Origin of the sequence: Actinomyces respiraculi, assembly GCF_014595995.2 — a bacterium.
In the GTDB taxonomy this organism is placed as follows: Bacteria; Actinomycetota; Actinomycetes; order Actinomycetales; family Actinomycetaceae; genus Actinomyces; species Actinomyces respiraculi.
Genome location: NZ_CP063989.1, coordinates 407,870 through 426,141 on the forward strand (window position 1 = coordinate 407,870; position 18,272 = coordinate 426,141).

Here is an 18,272-nt window from a genome sequence, read left to right on the forward strand (position 1 = left end):
TGAGGCGGGCACGGGCCCCATAAGCCACGCGCCATTCCATCCCATTGGAGGTCCCTATGACCACTGCTCAGATCTCGCGTCGTATGTTCGGCGGCCTCGGTGCCGTCGGCGTTACCGCCCTCCTCCTCGCGTCCTGCGGTTCCAACGACTCTGCCAGCACCGGCTCCTCCGAGGGTGCCGGCGCCGCGTCTGGTGCGGGCTCCGCCTCCGGCGGCAAGCTCACCCTCGCCTACAACTCCGACGGCCCGCACAAGGCCTGGGTTGAGGCCGTGTGCAACTCCGTGAGCAACACGCTGGGCATCAGCATGGAGCCGCTGCCCTTCGCCCAGTTCTCCGAGCTGCGCGCCCAGGTCACCGACCGCAGCATCGTCGGCGCCTTCCGCACCGGCTGGCAGGCCGACTACCCGGCCATGGCCAACTTCCTCGGCGCCCAGTACCAGACCGGCGCCGGCTCCAACGACAGCGACTACTCCAGCGAGGAGTTCGACACGCTTCTCGCCGAGTCCGCCGCCGCCCCCGACGAGGCCGCCGCCACCGACCTGCTCATCAAGGCCCAGGCCGTCCTCATGAAGGACCTGCCGACCATCCCGCTGTGGTACCAGAACGGCTTCGGCGGACACTCCACCCGAGTCTCCGACGTCGTCTTCAACTGGAAGTCCGTGCCCGAGTACCGCCAGATCAAGACGACCGCCCCCGACGGCATCATCCTGACCAACAGCACCGAGCCGCAGAACCCCCTCGTGCCGTCCAACACGAACGAGACCGGTGGCGGGCGCGTGGTCGACCTCCTGTTCTCCATGCTCGTGCGCTTCGAGGCCGACGGCACCCCCGTCAACGAGGTCGCCGAGTCCATCGAGTCCGAGGACAACCAGACCTACACGATCAAGATCAAGGACGGCTGGACCTTCGCCGACGGCACCCCCGTCACCTCCGACTCCTTCATCAAGGCGTGGAACTACGGCGCCCTGCTGTCCAACGCCCACCTGTCGAGCTACTTCTACGACGTCATCGAGGGCTTCTCCTACGAGGAGGACTCCGAGCTCACCGGTCTGACCAAGGTCGATGACCGCACCTTCACCGTCAAGCTCACGGCCCCCGCCTCCGACTTCAGGCTCCGCCTGGGCTACTCCGCCTTCGCACCGCTGCCCGAGTCCGCCTTCGCGGACATGGACGCCTTCGGCCAGGCGCCCGTCGGCAACGGCCCCTACAAGTTCGACTCCTGGACTCACGACGGCGAGATCGTCCTGTCCAAGAACGCCGACTACAAGGGCGGCCAGACAGTCGCCAACGAGGGTGTCACCTTCACCCTCTACACCGACTACGACGCCGCCTACAACGACCTGCTCGCCGACGCCGTCGACGTCATCGACGCCATCCCGGACTCCGCGCTGTCCTCCTTCGCCACCGAGCTGGGCGAGCGCGCGATCAACCAGCCCGGCGCCGTCATCCAGGGCTTCTCCATCAACGTCAACGCCGAGCACTTCAAGATGGACGAGGAGGGCCGCCTGCGTCGCGCCGCCATCTCCCGCGCCATCAACCGCAAGGAGATCTGCGACACGCTGTACTACGAGACCCGCACCCCCGCCTCCGACTTCACATCCCCGGTCATCGCCGACTGGACCGATGCCGTCGAGGGCAACGAGGTGCTGGACTTCGACGAGGCCGAGGCCAAGAGCCTGTGGGAGCAGGCCAACGCCATCGCCGAGTTCTGACACTCACTGACGAGCGTGCACCGGGCCCGCACCACGCATGGTGCGGGCCCGGCGCACGTCGGGCCCCGCCCGACCCGCCCGTCCCCCTCCCCACTGACTTAAAGGAGACGCCGATGGTCCGCTACGCCGGACGCAGGCTGCTGCAGATGATCCCCGTCTTCCTCGGGGCCACCCTTCTGATCTACGCGATGGTCTTCGCCCTGCCCGGAGACCCTGTGGCCGCCCTCGGAGGCGAGCGCGCGCTCAGCCCTGCCGTGCAGGAGCAGATCCGCGCCAACTACAACCTCGACAAGCCCTTCCTCGTGCAGTACCTGCTGTACCTCAAAGGCGTGTTCACCCTTGACCTGGGCACCACGCTGCGCGGCTCGCGCCCGATCGTCGACGTCCTGGCCGGCGCCTACCCCGTGACCATCAAGCTCTCCCTCATGGCCCTGGCCTTCGAGGCCGTCGCCGGCATCACGGTCGGCTTCATCGCCGGAGTGCGCAAGGGCCGTTGGTTCGACGCCACCGCCCTCGTGCTCTCCCTCGTCGTCATCGCCGTGCCGACCTTCGTCATCGGCTTCCTCCTGCAGTTCTTCATCGGCGTACGACTGGGGTGGCTGCCGGTCACCGCAGGAAACACCCCGGGCTTCAAGGAGCTGCTCATGCCGGCCCTCGTGCTCGGCGCCGTCTCCTTCGCCTACGTGCTGCGCCTGACGCGCACCGAGGTCGCCGAGAACCTCTCCGCCGACTACGTGCGCACCGCCCGTGCCAAGGGCCTGTCCGGCACGCGTGTCATGGTGGTCCACGTCCTGCGCAACTCGCTCGTGCCCGTCATCACCTTCCTCGGTGCGGACCTGGGCGCCCTCATGGGCGGCGCCATCGTCACCGAGGGCATCTTCAACATCAGCGGCGTCGGCGGCACGCTCTACCGCGCCATCCTCCAGGGTGAGGGCCCCACCGTCGTGTCCTTCACGACCGTCCTCATCCTCGTCTTCATCATCTCCAACCTCGTCGTGGACCTGCTCTACGCCGCTCTCGACCCGAGGATCCGCTATGCCTGACAACCAGCACACCGTCGCCCGCCCCGGCCAGGAGCGCTACGTCGCCGAGGTCGATGAGCAGGGCCTGGGCGCCGTCGACGCCGTCTCCGACGAGTCCGCACCCGCCTCCATGTGGGGTGAGGCGTGGAAGCAGCTGCGTCGCCGCCCGATCTTCTGGGTCTCCGCCGTCCTCATCGTCGGCGCCCTCCTCCTGGCCGCCGTCCCGGGCCTGTTCACCCGGGTGGACCCGACCTTCTGCCAGCTGCACGACTCCTACGGGCCCGCCGCGGCCGGCCACCCCTTCGGCTTCGACCGTCAGGGGTGCGACATCTTCTCTCGCACCATCCACGGCGCGCGCGCCTCGGTCACCGTCGGCGTGCTCACCACGCTCATCGTCGTGCTCATCGGCACCGTCATCGGCTCCCTCGCCGGCTTCTTCGGCGGCTGGCTGGATGCGCTGCTCGCCCGCTTTACCGACGTCTTCTTCGCGGTGCCCTTCGTGCTGGCCGCCATCGTCGTCATGCAGATGTTCAAGGGCCGCTCCTCCATCGTCACCGTCGTGCTGGTCCTGGCCGTCTTCGGCTGGCCCCAGATCGCCCGTATCACCCGCGGTGCCGTCATGAGCGTGAAGAACGAGGACTTCGTCACCGCCTCGCGCTCGCTCGGCTCCAGCCGACTGGCGATCCTCGTGCGCCACGTGCTGCCCAACGCCGCAGCCCCCATCATCGTCACCGCCACCGTCCAACTCGGCGCCTTCATCGTCTCCGAGGCGACCCTGTCCTTCCTCGGTGTGGGCCTGCCGCCCTCAATGGTCTCCTGGGGGGCGGACATCGCCTCCGCGCAGGCCGCCCTGCGCGACCACATCACCGTCCTCCTCTACCCGGCCGGGGCCCTGGCCCTGACCGTCCTCGGATTCATCATGATGGGTGACGCCGTGCGCGACGCCCTCGACCCGAAGGCCCGCAAGTGAGTACCGTCAACACCCCCGTCACCGAAGGCATGGACAGCGCCCCCCTGCTTGAGATCCGTGACCTCGAGGTCGCCTTCCGCTCCTCCACCGGGCTCGTGCCCGCCGTGCGCAAGGCCAACCTCACGCTCTACCCGGGCCAGTCCGTCGCCATCGTGGGTGAGTCCGGCTCCGGCAAGTCCACGCTGGCCGCCGCGGTCCTCGGCCTGCTGCCGGGCACTGGCCGCGTCACCGGCGGCACCATCACGTTCAACGGCAAGGACATCACTCACGCCAACGCCCGTGAGTACCAGGCCCTGCGCGGCAGCGAGATCGGCCTGGTCCCCCAGGACCCGATGAGCAACCTCAACCCCGTGTGGTCCATCGGCTTCCAGGTCAAGGAGGCCCTCAAGGCCAACGGCCTGGCCGGGGTCGCCGACGACCGGCTCGCCGCGTTGGCCGCCGCGGAGAAGGGCGAGGAGGTCCCCGTCGGCGGACACATCGACGTCAAGGAACAGGTCTCCCTCCTCCTGGAGGAGGCCGGGCTGCCCGACGCCGCCCGACGCGCCCGCCAGTACCCGCACGAGTTCTCCGGCGGCATGCGCCAGCGGGCCCTTATCGCCATCGGCCTGGCGGCCCGTCCCCAGCTGCTCATCGCCGACGAACCCACCAGTGCCCTGGACGTCACGGTCCAGCGGCGCATCCTCGACCACCTCGGTGAGCAGATCCACACGCTCGGCACCGCGATGCTGTTCATCACCCACGACCTGGGGCTGGCCGCCGAGCGCGCTGAGCACATCGTCGTCATGCACCGCGGCCGCGTGGTCGAGTCCGGTCCCTCCATTGAGGTCCTGCAGGACCCGCGCCACCCCTACACCCAGCGCCTGGTCAAGGCCGCCCCGTCACTGGCCTCGCGCCGTATCCAGACGGCCCACGCCGCCGGCATCCAGGTCAGCGAGGACGAGCTCGGCGTGCATGAGATCGCCGCCGACGTCGACGAGGTCCTGCGCGTCGAGCACCTGACGAAGGTCTTCGACATCCGCGGCGCCAAGGGCGAGGCCAAGACCCTCAAGGCCGTGGACGATGTCACCTTCGGGGTGCGCCGTGGCACGACCACCGCACTCGTGGGTGAGTCCGGCTCCGGTAAGTCCACGGTCGCCAACATCATCCTCAACCTCCTCGACCCCACCTCCGGCAAGGTCTTCCACAACGGGATCGACCTGTCCACGCTGGGGGACAAGGAGTTGTTCGCACTGCGCCGCATCATGCAGCCGGTCTTCCAGAACCCCTACGGCTCCCTCGACCCCATGTACTCGATCTTCAGGGTCATCGAAGAGCCGCTGCGGGTCCACCGCGTCGGCACCCGTCAGGAGCGCGAGAACCGGGTGGCTGAGCTGCTCGACCTCGTGTCCCTGCCGCGCTCGGTCATGCGCCGCTACCCCAACGAGCTCTCGGGCGGGCAGCGCCAGCGTGTCGCCATCGCCCGGGCCCTGGCCCTTAAGCCGGAGATCGTCGTGCTGGATGAGGCGGTCTCGGCCCTCGACGTCCTCGTCCAGGCGCAGGTGCTGCGCCTGCTGACGGACCTGCAGTCCGAGCTGGCTCTGACCTACCTCTTCATCACCCACGATCTCGCCGTGGTCCGCCAGATCGCGGACGACGTCGTCGTCATGGAGCACGGGAAGGTTGTGGAGGCCGGGCCCTCCGACGAGCTCTTCGACCACCCGCAGCAGGACTACACCCGTGAACTCATCAATGCCGTGCCCGGGGCGTCCATCCCCCTGTACAGCGAGGACACCGTCGGCTGAGACGAGGTCGGGCCGGCGAGAGCAGGACGTCCTGTGTGTCCGGACCGTATCCTCCACAGAGTATGGTCAGCGGCACCGTACGGTTCCAGGAAGGCGTAACGAATGCTCCCGTACCTAGCGCGTAGGATCGCCAACTACGCAATCCTCCTCTTCCTCGCCACCACGTTGGCGTACCTGCTGGCGTCCGCGACACTGGATCCCGCCAACAACTGGAACCGCGAGGATCCGACCCTCAACTGGGACGCCATTCAGACCAATCTGATCCGGTACAACATCAGTGCCGAGCTCCCGGTGTGGGACAGGTACGTCACGTGGCTGCACTCCATCGTCACCTCCTGGGACTGGGGGGTGACGCCCAAGGGCGAGTCGGTCAACGGGCTGATCAGCACCAAGATCGGTGCCTCGCTCCGTCTGGTCTTCCTCGGGGCTGCGATCGGCATGAGCGGTGGCGTGGCCCTGGGCGCCTGGACGGCGACCCGCCAGTACAAGCTCTCTGACCGCACGGTCTCCTTGTTCGCGATGGTTATCATCTCAACCCCGGCCATGGTCATCGCCATCCTCCTGCAGGTGTTCGCGGTCCAGATCAACCGCGCCACCGGCTACCAGATCTTTGAGTTCACCGGTGAGGGCTACGGCTTGCTCGGCCGCCTCCAGCACCTGCTGCTGCCAACGCTGTCGATGTCCCTGGGAGGCCTGGCCACCTACTCCCGCTACCAGCGCAACCTCATGCTGGACACCCTGGGCGCCGACTATGTGCGCACCGCCCGGGCCAAGGGCCTGATCAAGCGCAAGGCGGTCACCCGCCACGCGCTGCGCACCGCCCTGATCCCGATGGCCACCTATTTCGCCTTCGCCCTGGCAGGTCTGTTCACCGGAGCCGCCATCACCGAGCGTGTCTACGGCTGGCACGGTATGGGCGAGTACTCGATCAAGTCCATCGCTGAGTACGACATTAACGGCGCTGTTGCGGTCGTCGCCTTCTCCGGGCTGTGTACCCTCACCGGTGCGCTGTTGTCGGACATCTTCGTCGCAGTCGTCGACCCCCGAGTGAGGGTGAGCTGAGCATGGCACGCAACCACAACGGCATGGACTCGATCAGTAAGCAGATGACGGTGGGGGGGCAATCGCCCATCGACCAACCGGCGGACATGCCCGTGTCCGAGTCCGCGGCCGGCGACCTGCGCGAGACCAACCCGGCGGAGTCCAAGCGCCTGACGCGCGGGCAGATCACCCTGCGCCGCTTCCTGCGCAACAAGTCGGCTGTGGCCGGGGCGGTTGGCTTCGCCGTCGTGGCGCTGTTCGCGACCTTCGGCGACCACGTCGGCGCGTGGTCCTACACCGACGTCGACAACAACGCCTTCCTCACGCCCCCCAACGCTGAGCACTGGTTTGGCACGACTCAGGGGGGTCGTGACGTCTTCGCGATGGTGGTCGAGGGCACGCGCAAGTCGATGCTCATCGGCGTGTGCGTGGCTCTGCTCCAGACCTCGATCGCCGCGCTCTTCGGCTCCTCAGCCGCCTACTTCGGAGGCTGGTGGGAGAAGGCCGCGCTGTGGATAACCGACCTGCTGCTCGTGGTGCCCTCCTTCCTCATCATCGCCATCCTGTCCCAGCGGGTCGGTGCCGCGAAGGGGTCGATCGCACTGTTCATCGTCCTGCTGGCCGGCTTCGGCTGGATGTTGACGGCGCGCGTGGTCCGCTCCCTGACACTGAGCGTGAAGGACCTCGACTATGTCAATGCCGCGCGCTTCATGAACGTGCCCAGCTGGCGGATCATCCTGCGCCACATCATCCCGAACATCGCCTCGCTGCTCATCGTCGACGCCACTGTCAACGTCGCCTACGCGGTGATCAGCGAGACCACGCTGTCCTACTTCGGCTTCGGAGTCCAGGCGCCCAACACCTCGCTGGGCACGCTCATCGCCGAGGGGCAGCGCTCAGCCACCACCTATCCGTGGATCTTCCTGGCGCCTGCCGCCGTCCTGGTCATCATGCTCGTGTGCGTGAACTTCATGGGTGACGGCCTGCGTGACGCCATCGATCCCTCGTCGAAGTCTGGAGGCAGGGCATGAGCCGCTCCCGCAAGAACACTCCCGTCTTCGAGTCTGACGCGCTGCCCGACCCGACGTCGCAGGCCCCCCTGTTGGAGGTCACGGACCTCCATGTCTCCTTCCCCTCTGAGGACGGGCGTGTCAACGCCGTGCGCGGGGTCGACCTCACCGTCGCGCGTGGCGAGGTGCTCGCCCTGGTGGGTGAGTCCGGCTCCGGTAAGTCCGTCACCTCGACGGCGGTGATGGGCCTGCTCGACGAGTCTGCCCAGATCTCCGGTTCTGTCAGGCTCCACGGCACTGAGCTGCTGGGGCGCGACGACGCCTACCTGTCAAAGATCCGCGGCACCCAGATCTCGATGGTCTTCCAGGACCCTCTGTCCGCGCTCACCCCGGTCTACACGGTCGGCAACCAGATCGTGGAGGCGCTCAAGGTCCACAACCCCGGCATGTCAGACGCTGACGCGTGGGACCGGGCGGTTGAACTGCTCGACCTGGTGGGGATCCCGAACGCCGAGGTGCGTGCCAAGGCCTACCCGCACGAGTTCTCCGGAGGTATGCGTCAGCGCGCCGTCATCGCGATCGCGATCGCGAACAACCCGGATCTCATTATCGCTGATGAGCCGACGACGGCCTTGGACGTGACCATCCAGGCTCAGATCCTTGACGTCCTGCGCACTGCCCAGAAGGAGACCGGCGCCGGGGTCATCATGATCACCCACGACTTGGGCGTCGTGGCCGGGATGGCGGACCGGGTGGCCGTCATGTACGCCGGTCGTATCGTCGAGACCGGTGACGTCAACGACCTCTTCTACCGCTCACGGATGCCCTACACCATTGGGCTGCTGGGCTCACTGCCCCGTCTGGACGTCAAGAAGGACTCCGCCCTGGCGACGCTGGAGGGAAACCCGCCGTCCCTGCTCAAGCTCCCGACCGGCTGCCCCTTCGCTCCTCGCTGCCCCATGGCTGCCCCGCAGTGCCACGAGGGCGAGCCGGACCTCGTGCTCGTGCGTGAGGGCACCACGGACGCCTCGGGTGACCGGGCGGCGGGCCCGCAGTACTCGGCCTGCCGCCGTTACGGCGTCATCGAGGAGGGGAACCTGGACTACACCGACATCTACCCGGTTCCTGCCCTCAAGACGCCCGACGCGCTCAACCTACCCCACAGTGAGCGCACCGAGGTGCTGCGGGTGACCGAGATGGTCAAGGAGTTCCCGCTCATGAAGGGGGCGGTGTTCAAGCGTCGCGTGGGCACGGTCCACGCGGTGGACGGCATCTCCTTCGACATCCGTCAGGGCGAGACCCTGGCGATCGTGGGTGAGTCAGGCTGCGGCAAGACGACGACCCTCATGGAGGTCCTCAGGCTGCAGGCGCCGCAGTCCGGCAGGATCGTGGTCCTGGGAAGGGACACGGGTGAGTTGAACCGCTCACAGCGCAGGCAGGTGCGCGAGGATCTGCAGATCGTCTTCCAGGACCCGATGGCCTCGCTCGATCCGCGTCTGCCGATCTTCGACATCCTGGCTGAGCCCTTGCGGGCCAACGGATGGAAGAAGACGGATATCGCGCCGCGCGTGGAGGAGCTCATGGGACTGGTGGGCCTGGAGCCCAGCCACGCCAACCGCTACCCGCGCAACTTCTCCGGCGGGCAGCGTCAGCGCATCGGCATCGCCCGTGCGCTCGCGCTCGAGCCTAAGTTGCTGGTCCTGGACGAGCCCGTCTCGGCGCTGGACGTGTCCATCCAGGCCGGTGTCATCAACCTGCTCGACGAGCTGCGCGCCACGATGGGGCTGAGTTACCTCTTCGTGGCCCACGACCTGTCCGTGGTGCGCCACATCGCCGACCGTGTGGCGGTGATGTATCTGGGCAAGATCGTCGAGGTCGGTGATGTCGATGCGATCTTCGAGGCACCGGCCCACCCCTACACCCAGGCCCTGCTCTCGGCGATCCCGATCCCAGACCCCGTCAAGGAGCGCACGCGCTCCAGGATCCTGCTTGAGGGAGACCTGCCCAGCCCTGCCAACCCGCCCACGGGCTGCCGCTTTAGAACACGCTGCCCGAAGTTCGCCACGGCTCTCAGTGAGGACCAGCGTTTGGCCTGCCTGGGTGAGATGCCTCGTTTTGAGTCGCAGGGTGAGGACCACGAGGTGGCCTGCTACTACCCGGAGAAGACCGCCGTGTTCTAGGCGAGGCACCGACCGCACAGCGGGCGCCGCAGTCTCGCTATCTAAGATGATCGCGAGTCTATGCATCTCGTGCATTGACGTGCGGTCGTTCAGGCCCTGTGCGAAGGCGTTCGTCACACGTCAACCATGTTTCGGGTTGGTGACTATCCTGCAAGCGTCTGTCGTCCGGTGGGAAACATTCGTATGGTGTGCTCCATGTGACGGCAGGCACGCCCGTGGCCTGCCCACCCCCACCCGTCCTTCGAAACGGAGATCCCCATGATGATCAACCGCCGCCTCTTCCTTGGTGGCTCAGCCTCTGTGGCGGCCATGGCTGCCCTCGCGGCCTGCGCCAAGTCCAGCGACCCGGGCGCCAGTGGCGCCTCTGACGGTTCCCAGGGAGCCGCCCAGGCCATGAACCTTCAGGAGCGCTCCGCCCTGCAGGAGGGGGGCGAGCTCAAGCTGTCCCTGACGGCCACGATCGCCAACTGGAACTATTCCCACGTTGACGGCAATGGCGTGGACACCCGCAATATCTGGAACTTCGTCAACCCCTACACCCTGGACTGGGGTGACGACGGCTCTCCGACCCCGAACCCCAACTTCCTCACCAAGCTCGAGGCCACCGAGGAGGGCGGCAAGACGGTCGTCACGGTTGCTGTCAACGAGAAGGCGGTCTGGGGCAACGGTCGCAACTGGGACTCCGAGGACATCAAGGAGGGCCTCGTCCACGGCACGGACGAGGCGTACCTGTGGGCCTCGGCCGACGGCTACGACCAGATTGAGAACGTGGAGATCGTCGACAACCTCACGGCCAAGGTCACCTTCAAGTCCGTCTTCCCGGACTGGAGCAACATGTTCTCCGGCTTCTCCCCCAAGGAGCTCATGGCCACCCCTGAGACCTTCAATGAGGCCATGGCGGGCGAGGATAACTTCAACAACGATTACTTCTCCGGCCCCTTCAAGGTCGACAGCTTTGACAAGTCCCAGCAGGTTGTCACCCTCGTCCCCAACGACAAGTGGTGGGGCGACAAGCCGCTGTTGGAGAAGGTCACGTTCCGCGTCCTGGACGCCTCGGCTGAGGCCACGGCCTTCGCCAACAAGACCCTCGATGTCATCGACTACATCATCGCCGCCGATGTCTACGAGCAGTGCATCGGTCGTGACGATGCCGAGGTGCGTCAGAACTTCGGTCTGCAGTGGCGTCACTTCACCCTCAACGGCACCACCGGCCCCTTGGCTGACAAGGCCGTGCGCCAGGCTCTGCTGCGCGCCTGCAACCGTGAGGCGATCGCCCAGTCCGACCTGGTCGGTCTGCCGGTGGACATCTCCAAGGTGCTCCTGGGCAACCGCTTCTTCATGCCTAACCAGGAGGGCTACCAGGACAACTCCACGCAGTGGGGCTACGACGTCGAGGCGGCCAAGAAGCTGCTGGACGAGGCCGGCTGGACCGAAGGTGCTGACGGCATCCGCGAGAAGGACGGTCAGCGCCTGACCATCTCCTTCACGATGCCTGCCGGCGTCCAGACCACCGAGAACGAGGCCAACCTCCTGCAGGCACAGGTCAAGGAGGCAGGCATGGAGATCACGCTGAACCCCGTGGACACCAACGGCTACTTCAAGGACTACATCCGCCCCGGTAACTTCGAGCTCACCGCCTTCACCTGGAATGGTACCCAGTACCCGATGGCCAACATCGGCCAGATCTACGGCAGTGGATCGAACCAGAACTACTCGGGCATCTCGGTCCCCCAGATCGACGAGTACATCCAGCAGATTGCCACGACGGCAGACAAGGAGGAGCGCTTCAGGCTCACCAACGAGGTGGACAAGCTCATCTGGGAGAACGTCATGAACTTCCCGATGTACGAGCGCTTGCAGCTGACCGCTGTACCTAAGACGCTGGCGAACTTCGGCGCCAATGGCCTGGCCTCCTACCGTGCTGAGAACATCGGTTTCATGAAGGGCTGACTCCTGTGACTCACGCCTGAGCCATTGATCGTGGCCCCGCAACCCCAGGGTTGCGGGGCCACGATCGTCCTGGTGCGACGGTGCGGGGCGGTCGCGCCGTCGGAGGTGCTGGGGCAGGATGGGCGGGTGCCCACCGTCGTCATTCGCTCCTTGCCCGGTCGCGTCGGCTTCCTCCTGCTGGCGCTGGGCGGGCTCGCCGTCCTTGTGACGGTCCTGCGTTCCGACGGTGCTGCGAGCCTGGTCCCGCTGCTCGGCTGGGGTGTGCTCGTCGGCCTTGCCGTCTGGACGCTGTGGTGGGCGCCCGAGATCGTGCTGAGTGACGAGCGCCTGCGCGTGCGCAACGCCTGGAGGACGCATGACGTTGCCTGGGGCGAGGTGTCTGGGTGCTCAACTCGCTGGTCCCTGGTGATCGTGCTGCGCGGCGGTCGCACGGTCACGGCGGCCGCGGCCCAGCGCGCGGGAGGACTATCGACCTCGTGGCGCCGTCGTCAGGAGCTGCGTGAGCGTGAGATGACGACCGGGCGCACCGTGGGCGGCAGCGTTGTGCCCGAGACGCTGACGCACCAGGGTGTGCACGAGGAGTACCTGAGCCCGGGAGCGGGGCGCTTCCGTACCAGCCTTGACGCCGACGGGGCAGGGGCCCTCATTGAGGCCTACGCCGAGCGGTGGGCGGTCCACGAGCGTGTGCGGGCGCACGGGCACCGCCGCGAGCAGCGCCCGGAGCGTCGGGACGAGTCCGGGCGCGACCACCTGGGGGGACGGGGACAAGGGCCTGAGGAGGTTCACGCTCCTGCGAGGCCCAGCCGGGCGGCTTCGGGCGCCCCCGTGGTCAGCTCCCTCAACGTGGTGCCGGTGGTTACTGCCGCCGTCGGCGTGGCCCTGGTGCTCGTCTCCCTGTGGTGACGCGGGGAGGCGGGACGGCGCGATGTCCCTGTTCTGAGCGCGTACCGGCCTCCGGGACGGCGTCGGAGCCGTGCGCTGCCGCGCGCCCGTGACCGGACTCGCGTCTGAGGGTTGCTCTCGTTGGCTGGCGGTTCATCTCGTTGGCTGGCGGTTCATCTCGTTGGCTGGCGGTTCATCTCGTTCCCCGCGGGTTGATCTCGTTCGTTGAAGGAACGAGATCAACGACGGAGGAACGAGATCATTGGTCGGCGAACGAGATCAACGACGAGGGAACGAGGCGGAGGACGGAGGTGACCGACAGGGGTCCCGGACGAGCCACTCGCCGCAGCTCACGCCCCCCGCGCCCGCGCCTCAGCGCGTCCACGCTGTCCACGTAGTCCACGCTCACTGGGCGCACGCCCCCCGCCCGCGCCTCAGCGTGTGCCGCCTGCGTGAGCGGGTGCACAGGGCCGGTGTCGTCCCCGTCATGGCGGCTGTCGGACGTGCCCTCGTAGGCTTGCGACGGTGTGCCCGTCGCCTGAGGACGCTCGTTCCAGGCGCGACCCGGGCGCGTTCCCGGATGGAGGAAGAGCCCCATATGACCGTGCGCCAGGACCTGCGCAACGTCGCCATCGTCGCCCACGTCGACCACGGCAAGACCACTCTCGTCGACGCGATGCTCTGGGAGGCTGGGGCCTTCGGTACCCGCGCCACCCAGGAGAACACGGCCGAGCGTGTCATGGACTCCGGTGAGCTCGAGCGCGAGAAGGGCATCACCATCCTCGCCAAGAACACGGCCGTGCACTACGCGGGGCCGGCCGCCGTCGCCGCCGGGCTGAGTGATGGCCTGACCATCAATGTCATCGACACCCCAGGGCACGCCGACTTCGGTGGTGAGGTCGAGCGGGGGCTGTCTATGGTCGACGGCGTCGTCCTGCTTGTGGACGCCTCCGAGGGGCCGCTGCCCCAGACGCGCTTCGTTCTGCGCAAGGCCCTGGCCGCGAGCCTGCCGGTCATCGTCGTCGTCAACAAGGTGGACCGCCCCGACTCGCGCATCAGCGAGGTCGTTGAGGAGACTACCGACCTGCTGCTCGCCCTGGCCTCCGACCTGGCCGACGAGCACCCCGACATCGACCTCGACGCCGTTCTCGACGTCCCCGTCGTCTACGCCTCCGCCAAGGCCCGCCGCGCCGACACCGTCCAGCCGGCCGACGGCGACCTGCCCGCCAACACGGACTTCGAGCCGCTGTTCCGCACCATCATCGAGCGCATCCCCGGCCCCTCCTACGACGAGGACGCCCCCCTGCAGGCGCACGTGACGAACCTCGACGCCTCCCCCTTCCTGGGCCGTCTGGCCCTGCTGCGCGTCCACAACGGGACCCTGCGCAAGGGCCAGAGCGTCGCCTGGGCCCGCCACGACGGCACCATGTCCAGCGCCCGCGTCTCCGAGCTCCTTGTCACCGAGGGGCTGGACCGCAAGCCTGCCGAGGAGGCGCACGCCGGGGACATCGTCGCCGTCGCCGGCATCGAGGACATCACCATCGGCGAGTCCCTCGTGGACCCCGAGGACCCGCGCCCGCTGCCGCTCATCACCGTGGACGACCCGGCCATCTCGATGACCATCGGTATCAACACCTCCCCGATGGCCGGGCGCACCAAGGGCGCCAAGGTCACGGCCCGCCAGGTCAAGGACCGCCTGGAGCGCGAGCTCGTCGGCAACGTGTCCCTGCGCGTGCTGCCCACCGACCGCCCCGACGCCTGGGAGGTGCAGGGCCGCGGAGAACTCGCCCTGGCGATCCTCGTTGAGCAGATGCGCCGCGAGGGCTTCGAGCTGACCGTTGGCAAGCCGCAGGTCGTCACCAAGACGATCGATGGCAAGCGCTACGAGCCTGTCGAGCGTATGACGATTGACGTTCCCGAGGAGCACCTGGGCGCTGTCACCCAGCTCATGGCTGCCCGCAAGGGACGCATGGAGACCATGACCAACCACGGCACCGGTTGGATCCGTATGGAGTTCCTCATCCCGGCGCGCGGCACCATCGGCCTGCGCACTCAGTTCCTCACCGACACCCGCGGCACCGGCATCGCCTCCTCCATCGCGGAGGGCTACGAGCCCTGGGCCGGCCCGATCGTCTCGCGCACCACGGGCTCGCTCGTCTCCGACCGCGCCGGCGCCGTCACCGCCTACGCGCTTGTGCGCCTGCAGGACCGCGGCACCTTCTTCGTTGAGCCCACGCAGGAGACCTACGAGGGACAGGTCGTGGGGGAGAACCCGCGCAACGAGGACATGGACGTTAACGTCGTGCGCGAGAAGCAGCAGACGAATATGCGATCTTCCACCGCGGATTCCTTCGAGGCCCTGACACCGCCGCGTCGCCTCACCCTGGAGGAGAGCCTGGAGTTCGCTGCCGAGGATGAGTGTGTCGAGGTCACCCCGGAGGCGGTGCGCATCCGCAAGATCATTCTCGACACACAGGAGCGCTTCAAGGACGCGGCCCGCAGACGCCGCTCCGAGGCCTGACCACCCACGACACCGCCCAGGAGCGAGCCATGGACAGCATCCCGACTGCCGACGACGCCCCGGCCGAGGACTCCACTCCGGCGGAGGAGGAGACCGCCCCGGCTGCGGATGAGACTGTCGAGGTCACGCCTGTGAGCGAGGAGGTGGCTGGCGACGACGCTTCGGCCGAGGAATCCACTCCGAGTGAAGAGGTGGCCGAGGAGGAGACCGCCCCGGACGAGGCCGTCGCCCTGGTCGAGGACTCCACTCCGGCTGCGGATGAGACTGTCGAGGTCACGCCTGTGAGCGAGGAGGTGGCCGACGGCGACGCCCCGGTCGAGGACCCTGCTCCGGCCCAGGACGAGACCAGCCTCGTGCCCGAGGAGGTGGCCGACGACAACGCTCCGACCGAGGACTCCACTCCGGCGGAGGAGGAGACCAGCATCGTGCCCGAGGAGGTGGCCGACGACAACGCTCCGACCGAGGACTCCACTCCGGCGGAGGAGGAGACCAGCATCGTGCCCGAGGAGGTAGCCGACGACAACGCTCCGACCGAGGACTCCACTCCGGCGGAGGAGGAGACCGCCCCGGCTGCGGATGAGACTGTCGAGGTCACGCCTGTGAGCGAGGAGGTGGCCGTCAACGATGCCCCGAGCAAGGAGTTAGCTGAGCAGCCCGACCCGGCCGTGGACGAGACCATCGTCGTGCCCGAGGCCAGCACCCTGCGCGAGGAGGTGGCCGACGGCGACGCCCCGAGTGAAGAGGTGGCTGAGGAGACTGTCCCGATTGCGGACGAGACTGCCGACCTCACTCTCGCGAGTGAGGAGGTGCCCGAGCAGACCGTCCCGACTGCCGACCTCACGCCTGTGAGCGAGGAGGTGGCCGTCAACGATGCCCCGGTCGAGGACCCTGCTCCGGCCCAGGACGAGACCAGCATCGTGCCCGAGGAGGTGGCCGACGGCGACGTCCCGAGTGAAGAGGCGGCCGAGGAGGAGACTGTCCCGGCTGCGGACGAGACTGCCGACCTCACGCCTGTGAGCGAGGATGCGGCCGACGACGCCGCCCCGGTCGAGGACCCTGCCCCGGCCGTGGACGAGACCGCTGACCTCACGCCTGTGAGCGAGGAGGTAGCCGACGACGACGCTCCGGCCAAGGAATCCACTCCGAGTGAAGAGGCGGCCGAGAAGGAGACTGTCCCGGCTGCAGACGAGACTGCCGACCTCACGCCTGTGAGTGAGGAGGTGCCCGAGCAGACCGTCCCGACTGCCGACCTCACGCCTGTGAGCGAGGAAGTGGCGGACGGCGGCGCCCCGAGTGAGGAGCTGGCCGAAGAGACCACTCCGGCTACGGACGAGGCCGTCGCCCCGGTCGAGGACCCGACCCCGGCCGAGGACCCTGCCCCGGCCGTGGACGAGACCGTCGTCGTACCCGACGACCCCGCCCCGCTCGTGGACAGCGACACCAAACCCCGCAGTCGATGGCGCCCGGCCGCCCTCCTGGGTCTCGGCGTCGGCGCTCTCATCCTCATCCTGTGGGGCTCGGCCGCCGCAGCCACCACCCAGCACGTCTTCGGCGGCTCCACCGTCTCCGGCGTCGCCGTCGGAGGCATGAGCGCCAGCCAGGCCGAGCAGGTGCTCACCGAGACCATCGAGGCCCAGCTCGCCGAGACCGTCACCCTCGCCGTCCCCGGCGACGACGGCGCCCCCATCGCCACCGACACCCTCGTGCCCGCCGAGTCCGGCGTCAGCCTCGACGCCGCCGCCAGCATCGACACCCTCACCTCCTTCACCCTCAACCCCATCACCATCGTTGACCGCCTCACCGGCGCGCAGACCCAGGCCGTCACCACCGTCGACCCCCAGGCTCTGACCGCCGCCCTCAACGCGAGGATCACCACCCTCTCCCAGGGCACGGTCGACGCCGCCGTCACCCTCGACGGCACCACCCCTGTCCTGACCCCCGCCGTCGCCGGCTCCGGCGTCGACGTCGCCTCCTCCGTCCAGATCCTCAGCCGCGACTGGCCCCTGGGACAGGAGACCGTCACCCTTGTCGCCGGCCGGACCGAGCCCACCGTCACCGATGCCGACGCCCAGGCCCTCATCGACAACGTCCTGACGCCCCTGCTCGCCTCAGACGTCACCGTCAGCGCCGTCGGCACCCAGGCCGCCTCCACGGCCCAGGCCGACGCCGTCCTCACCCCCGCCGAGATCGCCGCCACCGCCAGCGTCGTCAACCACAACGGCACCCTGTCCGTGCACCTCGACCCGGCGGGCCTGCGCGAGGCCGTCCTCGAAGACATGGGCACCGGAGTCGAGACCGCCCCCGTTGACGCCACCTTCACCATCGAGGGCAGTGCGTCCGGCACCCCCGTCTTCGTCCCCGGCACCACGGGCCTGAGCATCGACGGCGAGGCCTTGGCCGACGCGGTCCTCGCCACGACCAACGGCACGCGCACGCTCACGTTGCCGGTCACCACCACCGAGCCGGAGCACAACGAGGCCGAGGCGCAGTGGGGCGTCACCGAGATCATCGGCGAGTACGCCACCCCCTTCTTCTACGACCCTCAGCGCACCCAGAACCTCATCGCCGGCGCAGCCGCCATCAACGGCACCGTCGTCCTGCCGGGGCAGACCTTCTCCCTCACCGAGGCCCTGGGCCCCGTCGACTACGAGCACGGCTTCGCCTCCGCCGGCGTGTACGTCAACGGCGTGCACTCCGACTCCCTGGGCGGGGGCCTGTCCCAGGTGGCCACCACCGTCTTCAACGCCGGCTTCGAGGCCGGGATGGACGACGTCGAGCACCACCCCCACTCCGTGTGGTTCACCCGCTACCCGGCCGGGCGCGAGGCCACCCTGTGGACCGGGGTCCTGGACGTCAAGTGGACGAACTCCACCCCCTACGCCGTCCTCGTTCAGGCCTGGGTCTCCGACGATTACGTCCACGTGCGTCTGTGGTCCACCCACTACTACGACGTCAGCATCGTCTCCGGCGAGCACTCCGGATACCGACCTGTGCGCACCGAGACCTCCACCGCCGCGGGCTGCGAGCCCTACTCCGGTGGCGAGCCCGGCTTTGACATCACCGTCACCCGCTCGCGCAAGGCTCCCGACGGCACGGGGCCCGCCGACGACGTGCTCACCACCTCCTACGCTGCCGACAACGCCCTGCGCTGCGTCGCCCCGCACGCCCCCGCCTGAGCCCAGGCCCCTGCCTGAGCCGGTGGC

The 18,272-nt window shown here is 68.1% G+C and carries 11 protein-coding genes; all 11 read left to right on the forward strand.

The genetic code is table 11. The features are described 5' to 3' along the window. Positions 1-56: 56 nt before the first annotated feature. The 11 genes from ID810_RS01700 (at position 57) to ID810_RS01750 (ending at position 18,245) form a co-directional block, all read left to right on the forward strand. Positions 57-1,712, forward strand: coding sequence for an ABC transporter substrate-binding protein (locus tag ID810_RS01700; protein ID WP_166856418.1), 1,656 nt, complete (start codon positions 57-59; stop codon positions 1,710-1,712). A 113-nt stretch (positions 1,713-1,825) separates the two neighbouring features. Further along, positions 1,826-2,755: an ABC transporter permease gene (locus ID810_RS01705; protein WP_166856416.1), complete on the forward strand. Its 930-nt coding sequence runs from the start codon at positions 1,826-1,828 to the stop codon at positions 2,753-2,755. After that, positions 2,748-3,704 (forward strand): ABC transporter permease, encoded by a 957-nt coding sequence (locus ID810_RS01710; RefSeq protein ID WP_166856414.1) that lies wholly within the window; start codon positions 2,748-2,750, stop codon positions 3,702-3,704. Before ID810_RS01705 ends, ID810_RS01710 begins: the two co-directional genes overlap by 8 nt. 29 nt (positions 3,705-3,733) lie before the next feature. Continuing rightward, entirely contained in the window at positions 3,734-5,485 is a 1,752-nt protein-coding gene (locus ID810_RS01715) for a dipeptide ABC transporter ATP-binding protein (protein WP_166856507.1), read from the forward strand. Between the two features lie 102 nt (positions 5,486-5,587). Beyond that, on the forward strand, positions 5,588-6,547 hold the full coding sequence (locus tag ID810_RS01720) for an ABC transporter permease (protein ID WP_166856412.1): 960 nt from the start codon (positions 5,588-5,590) through the stop codon (positions 6,545-6,547). An 86-nt stretch (positions 6,548-6,633) separates the two neighbouring features. Continuing rightward, positions 6,634-7,557, forward strand: a complete 924-nt coding sequence (locus tag ID810_RS01725) for an ABC transporter permease (protein ID WP_413227889.1) — start codon at positions 6,634-6,636, stop codon at positions 7,555-7,557. Further along, positions 7,554-9,716: an ABC transporter ATP-binding protein gene (locus ID810_RS01730; protein WP_166856410.1), complete on the forward strand. Its 2,163-nt coding sequence runs from the start codon at positions 7,554-7,556 to the stop codon at positions 9,714-9,716. Before ID810_RS01725 ends, ID810_RS01730 begins: the two co-directional genes overlap by 4 nt. A 258-nt stretch (positions 9,717-9,974) precedes the next feature. Further along, complete coding sequence (locus ID810_RS01735) at positions 9,975-11,666, forward strand: ABC transporter family substrate-binding protein (protein WP_166856407.1); 1,692 nt, start codon at positions 9,975-9,977, stop codon at positions 11,664-11,666. A 126-nt stretch (positions 11,667-11,792) separates the two neighbouring features. Further along, positions 11,793-12,569, forward strand: coding sequence for a hypothetical protein (locus ID810_RS01740; RefSeq protein ID WP_166856405.1), 777 nt, complete (start codon positions 11,793-11,795; stop codon positions 12,567-12,569). A gap of 577 nt (positions 12,570-13,146) precedes the next feature. After that, the gene (gene typA, locus ID810_RS01745) at positions 13,147-15,069 is read left to right on the forward strand and encodes a translational GTPase TypA (RefSeq protein ID WP_166856403.1); all 1,923 of its coding nucleotides are present in this window, start codon (positions 13,147-13,149) and stop codon (positions 15,067-15,069) included. A 29-nt stretch (positions 15,070-15,098) separates the two neighbouring features. Then, the gene (locus ID810_RS01750) at positions 15,099-18,245 is read left to right on the forward strand and encodes a VanW family protein (RefSeq protein ID WP_166856401.1); all 3,147 of its coding nucleotides are present in this window, start codon (positions 15,099-15,101) and stop codon (positions 18,243-18,245) included. The last annotated feature ends 27 nt before the right edge of the window (positions 18,246-18,272 follow it).

Bases quoted from the DNA above. Each gene is read 5' to 3' on its own strand.
- ID810_RS01700 (WP_166856418.1), top strand. From the start codon at position 57: ATGACCACTGCTCAGATCTCGCGTCGTATGTTCGGCGGCCTCGGTGCC.
- ID810_RS01705 (WP_166856416.1), top strand. From the start codon at position 1,826: ATGGTCCGCTACGCCGGACGCAGGCTGCTGCAGATGATCCCCGTCTTC.
- ID810_RS01710 (WP_166856414.1), top strand. From the start codon at position 2,748: ATGCCTGACAACCAGCACACCGTCGCCCGCCCCGGCCAGGAGCGCTAC.
- ID810_RS01715 (WP_166856507.1), top strand. From the start codon at position 3,734: ATGGACAGCGCCCCCCTGCTTGAGATCCGTGACCTCGAGGTCGCCTTC.
- ID810_RS01720 (WP_166856412.1), top strand. From the start codon at position 5,588: ATGCTCCCGTACCTAGCGCGTAGGATCGCCAACTACGCAATCCTCCTC.
- ID810_RS01725 (WP_413227889.1), top strand. From the start codon at position 6,634: ATGCCCGTGTCCGAGTCCGCGGCCGGCGACCTGCGCGAGACCAACCCG.
- ID810_RS01730 (WP_166856410.1), top strand. From the start codon at position 7,554: ATGAGCCGCTCCCGCAAGAACACTCCCGTCTTCGAGTCTGACGCGCTG.
- ID810_RS01735 (WP_166856407.1), top strand. From the start codon at position 9,975: ATGATGATCAACCGCCGCCTCTTCCTTGGTGGCTCAGCCTCTGTGGCG.
- typA (WP_166856403.1), top strand. From the start codon at position 13,147: ATGACCGTGCGCCAGGACCTGCGCAACGTCGCCATCGTCGCCCACGTC.
- ID810_RS01750 (WP_166856401.1), top strand. From the start codon at position 15,099: ATGGACAGCATCCCGACTGCCGACGACGCCCCGGCCGAGGACTCCACT.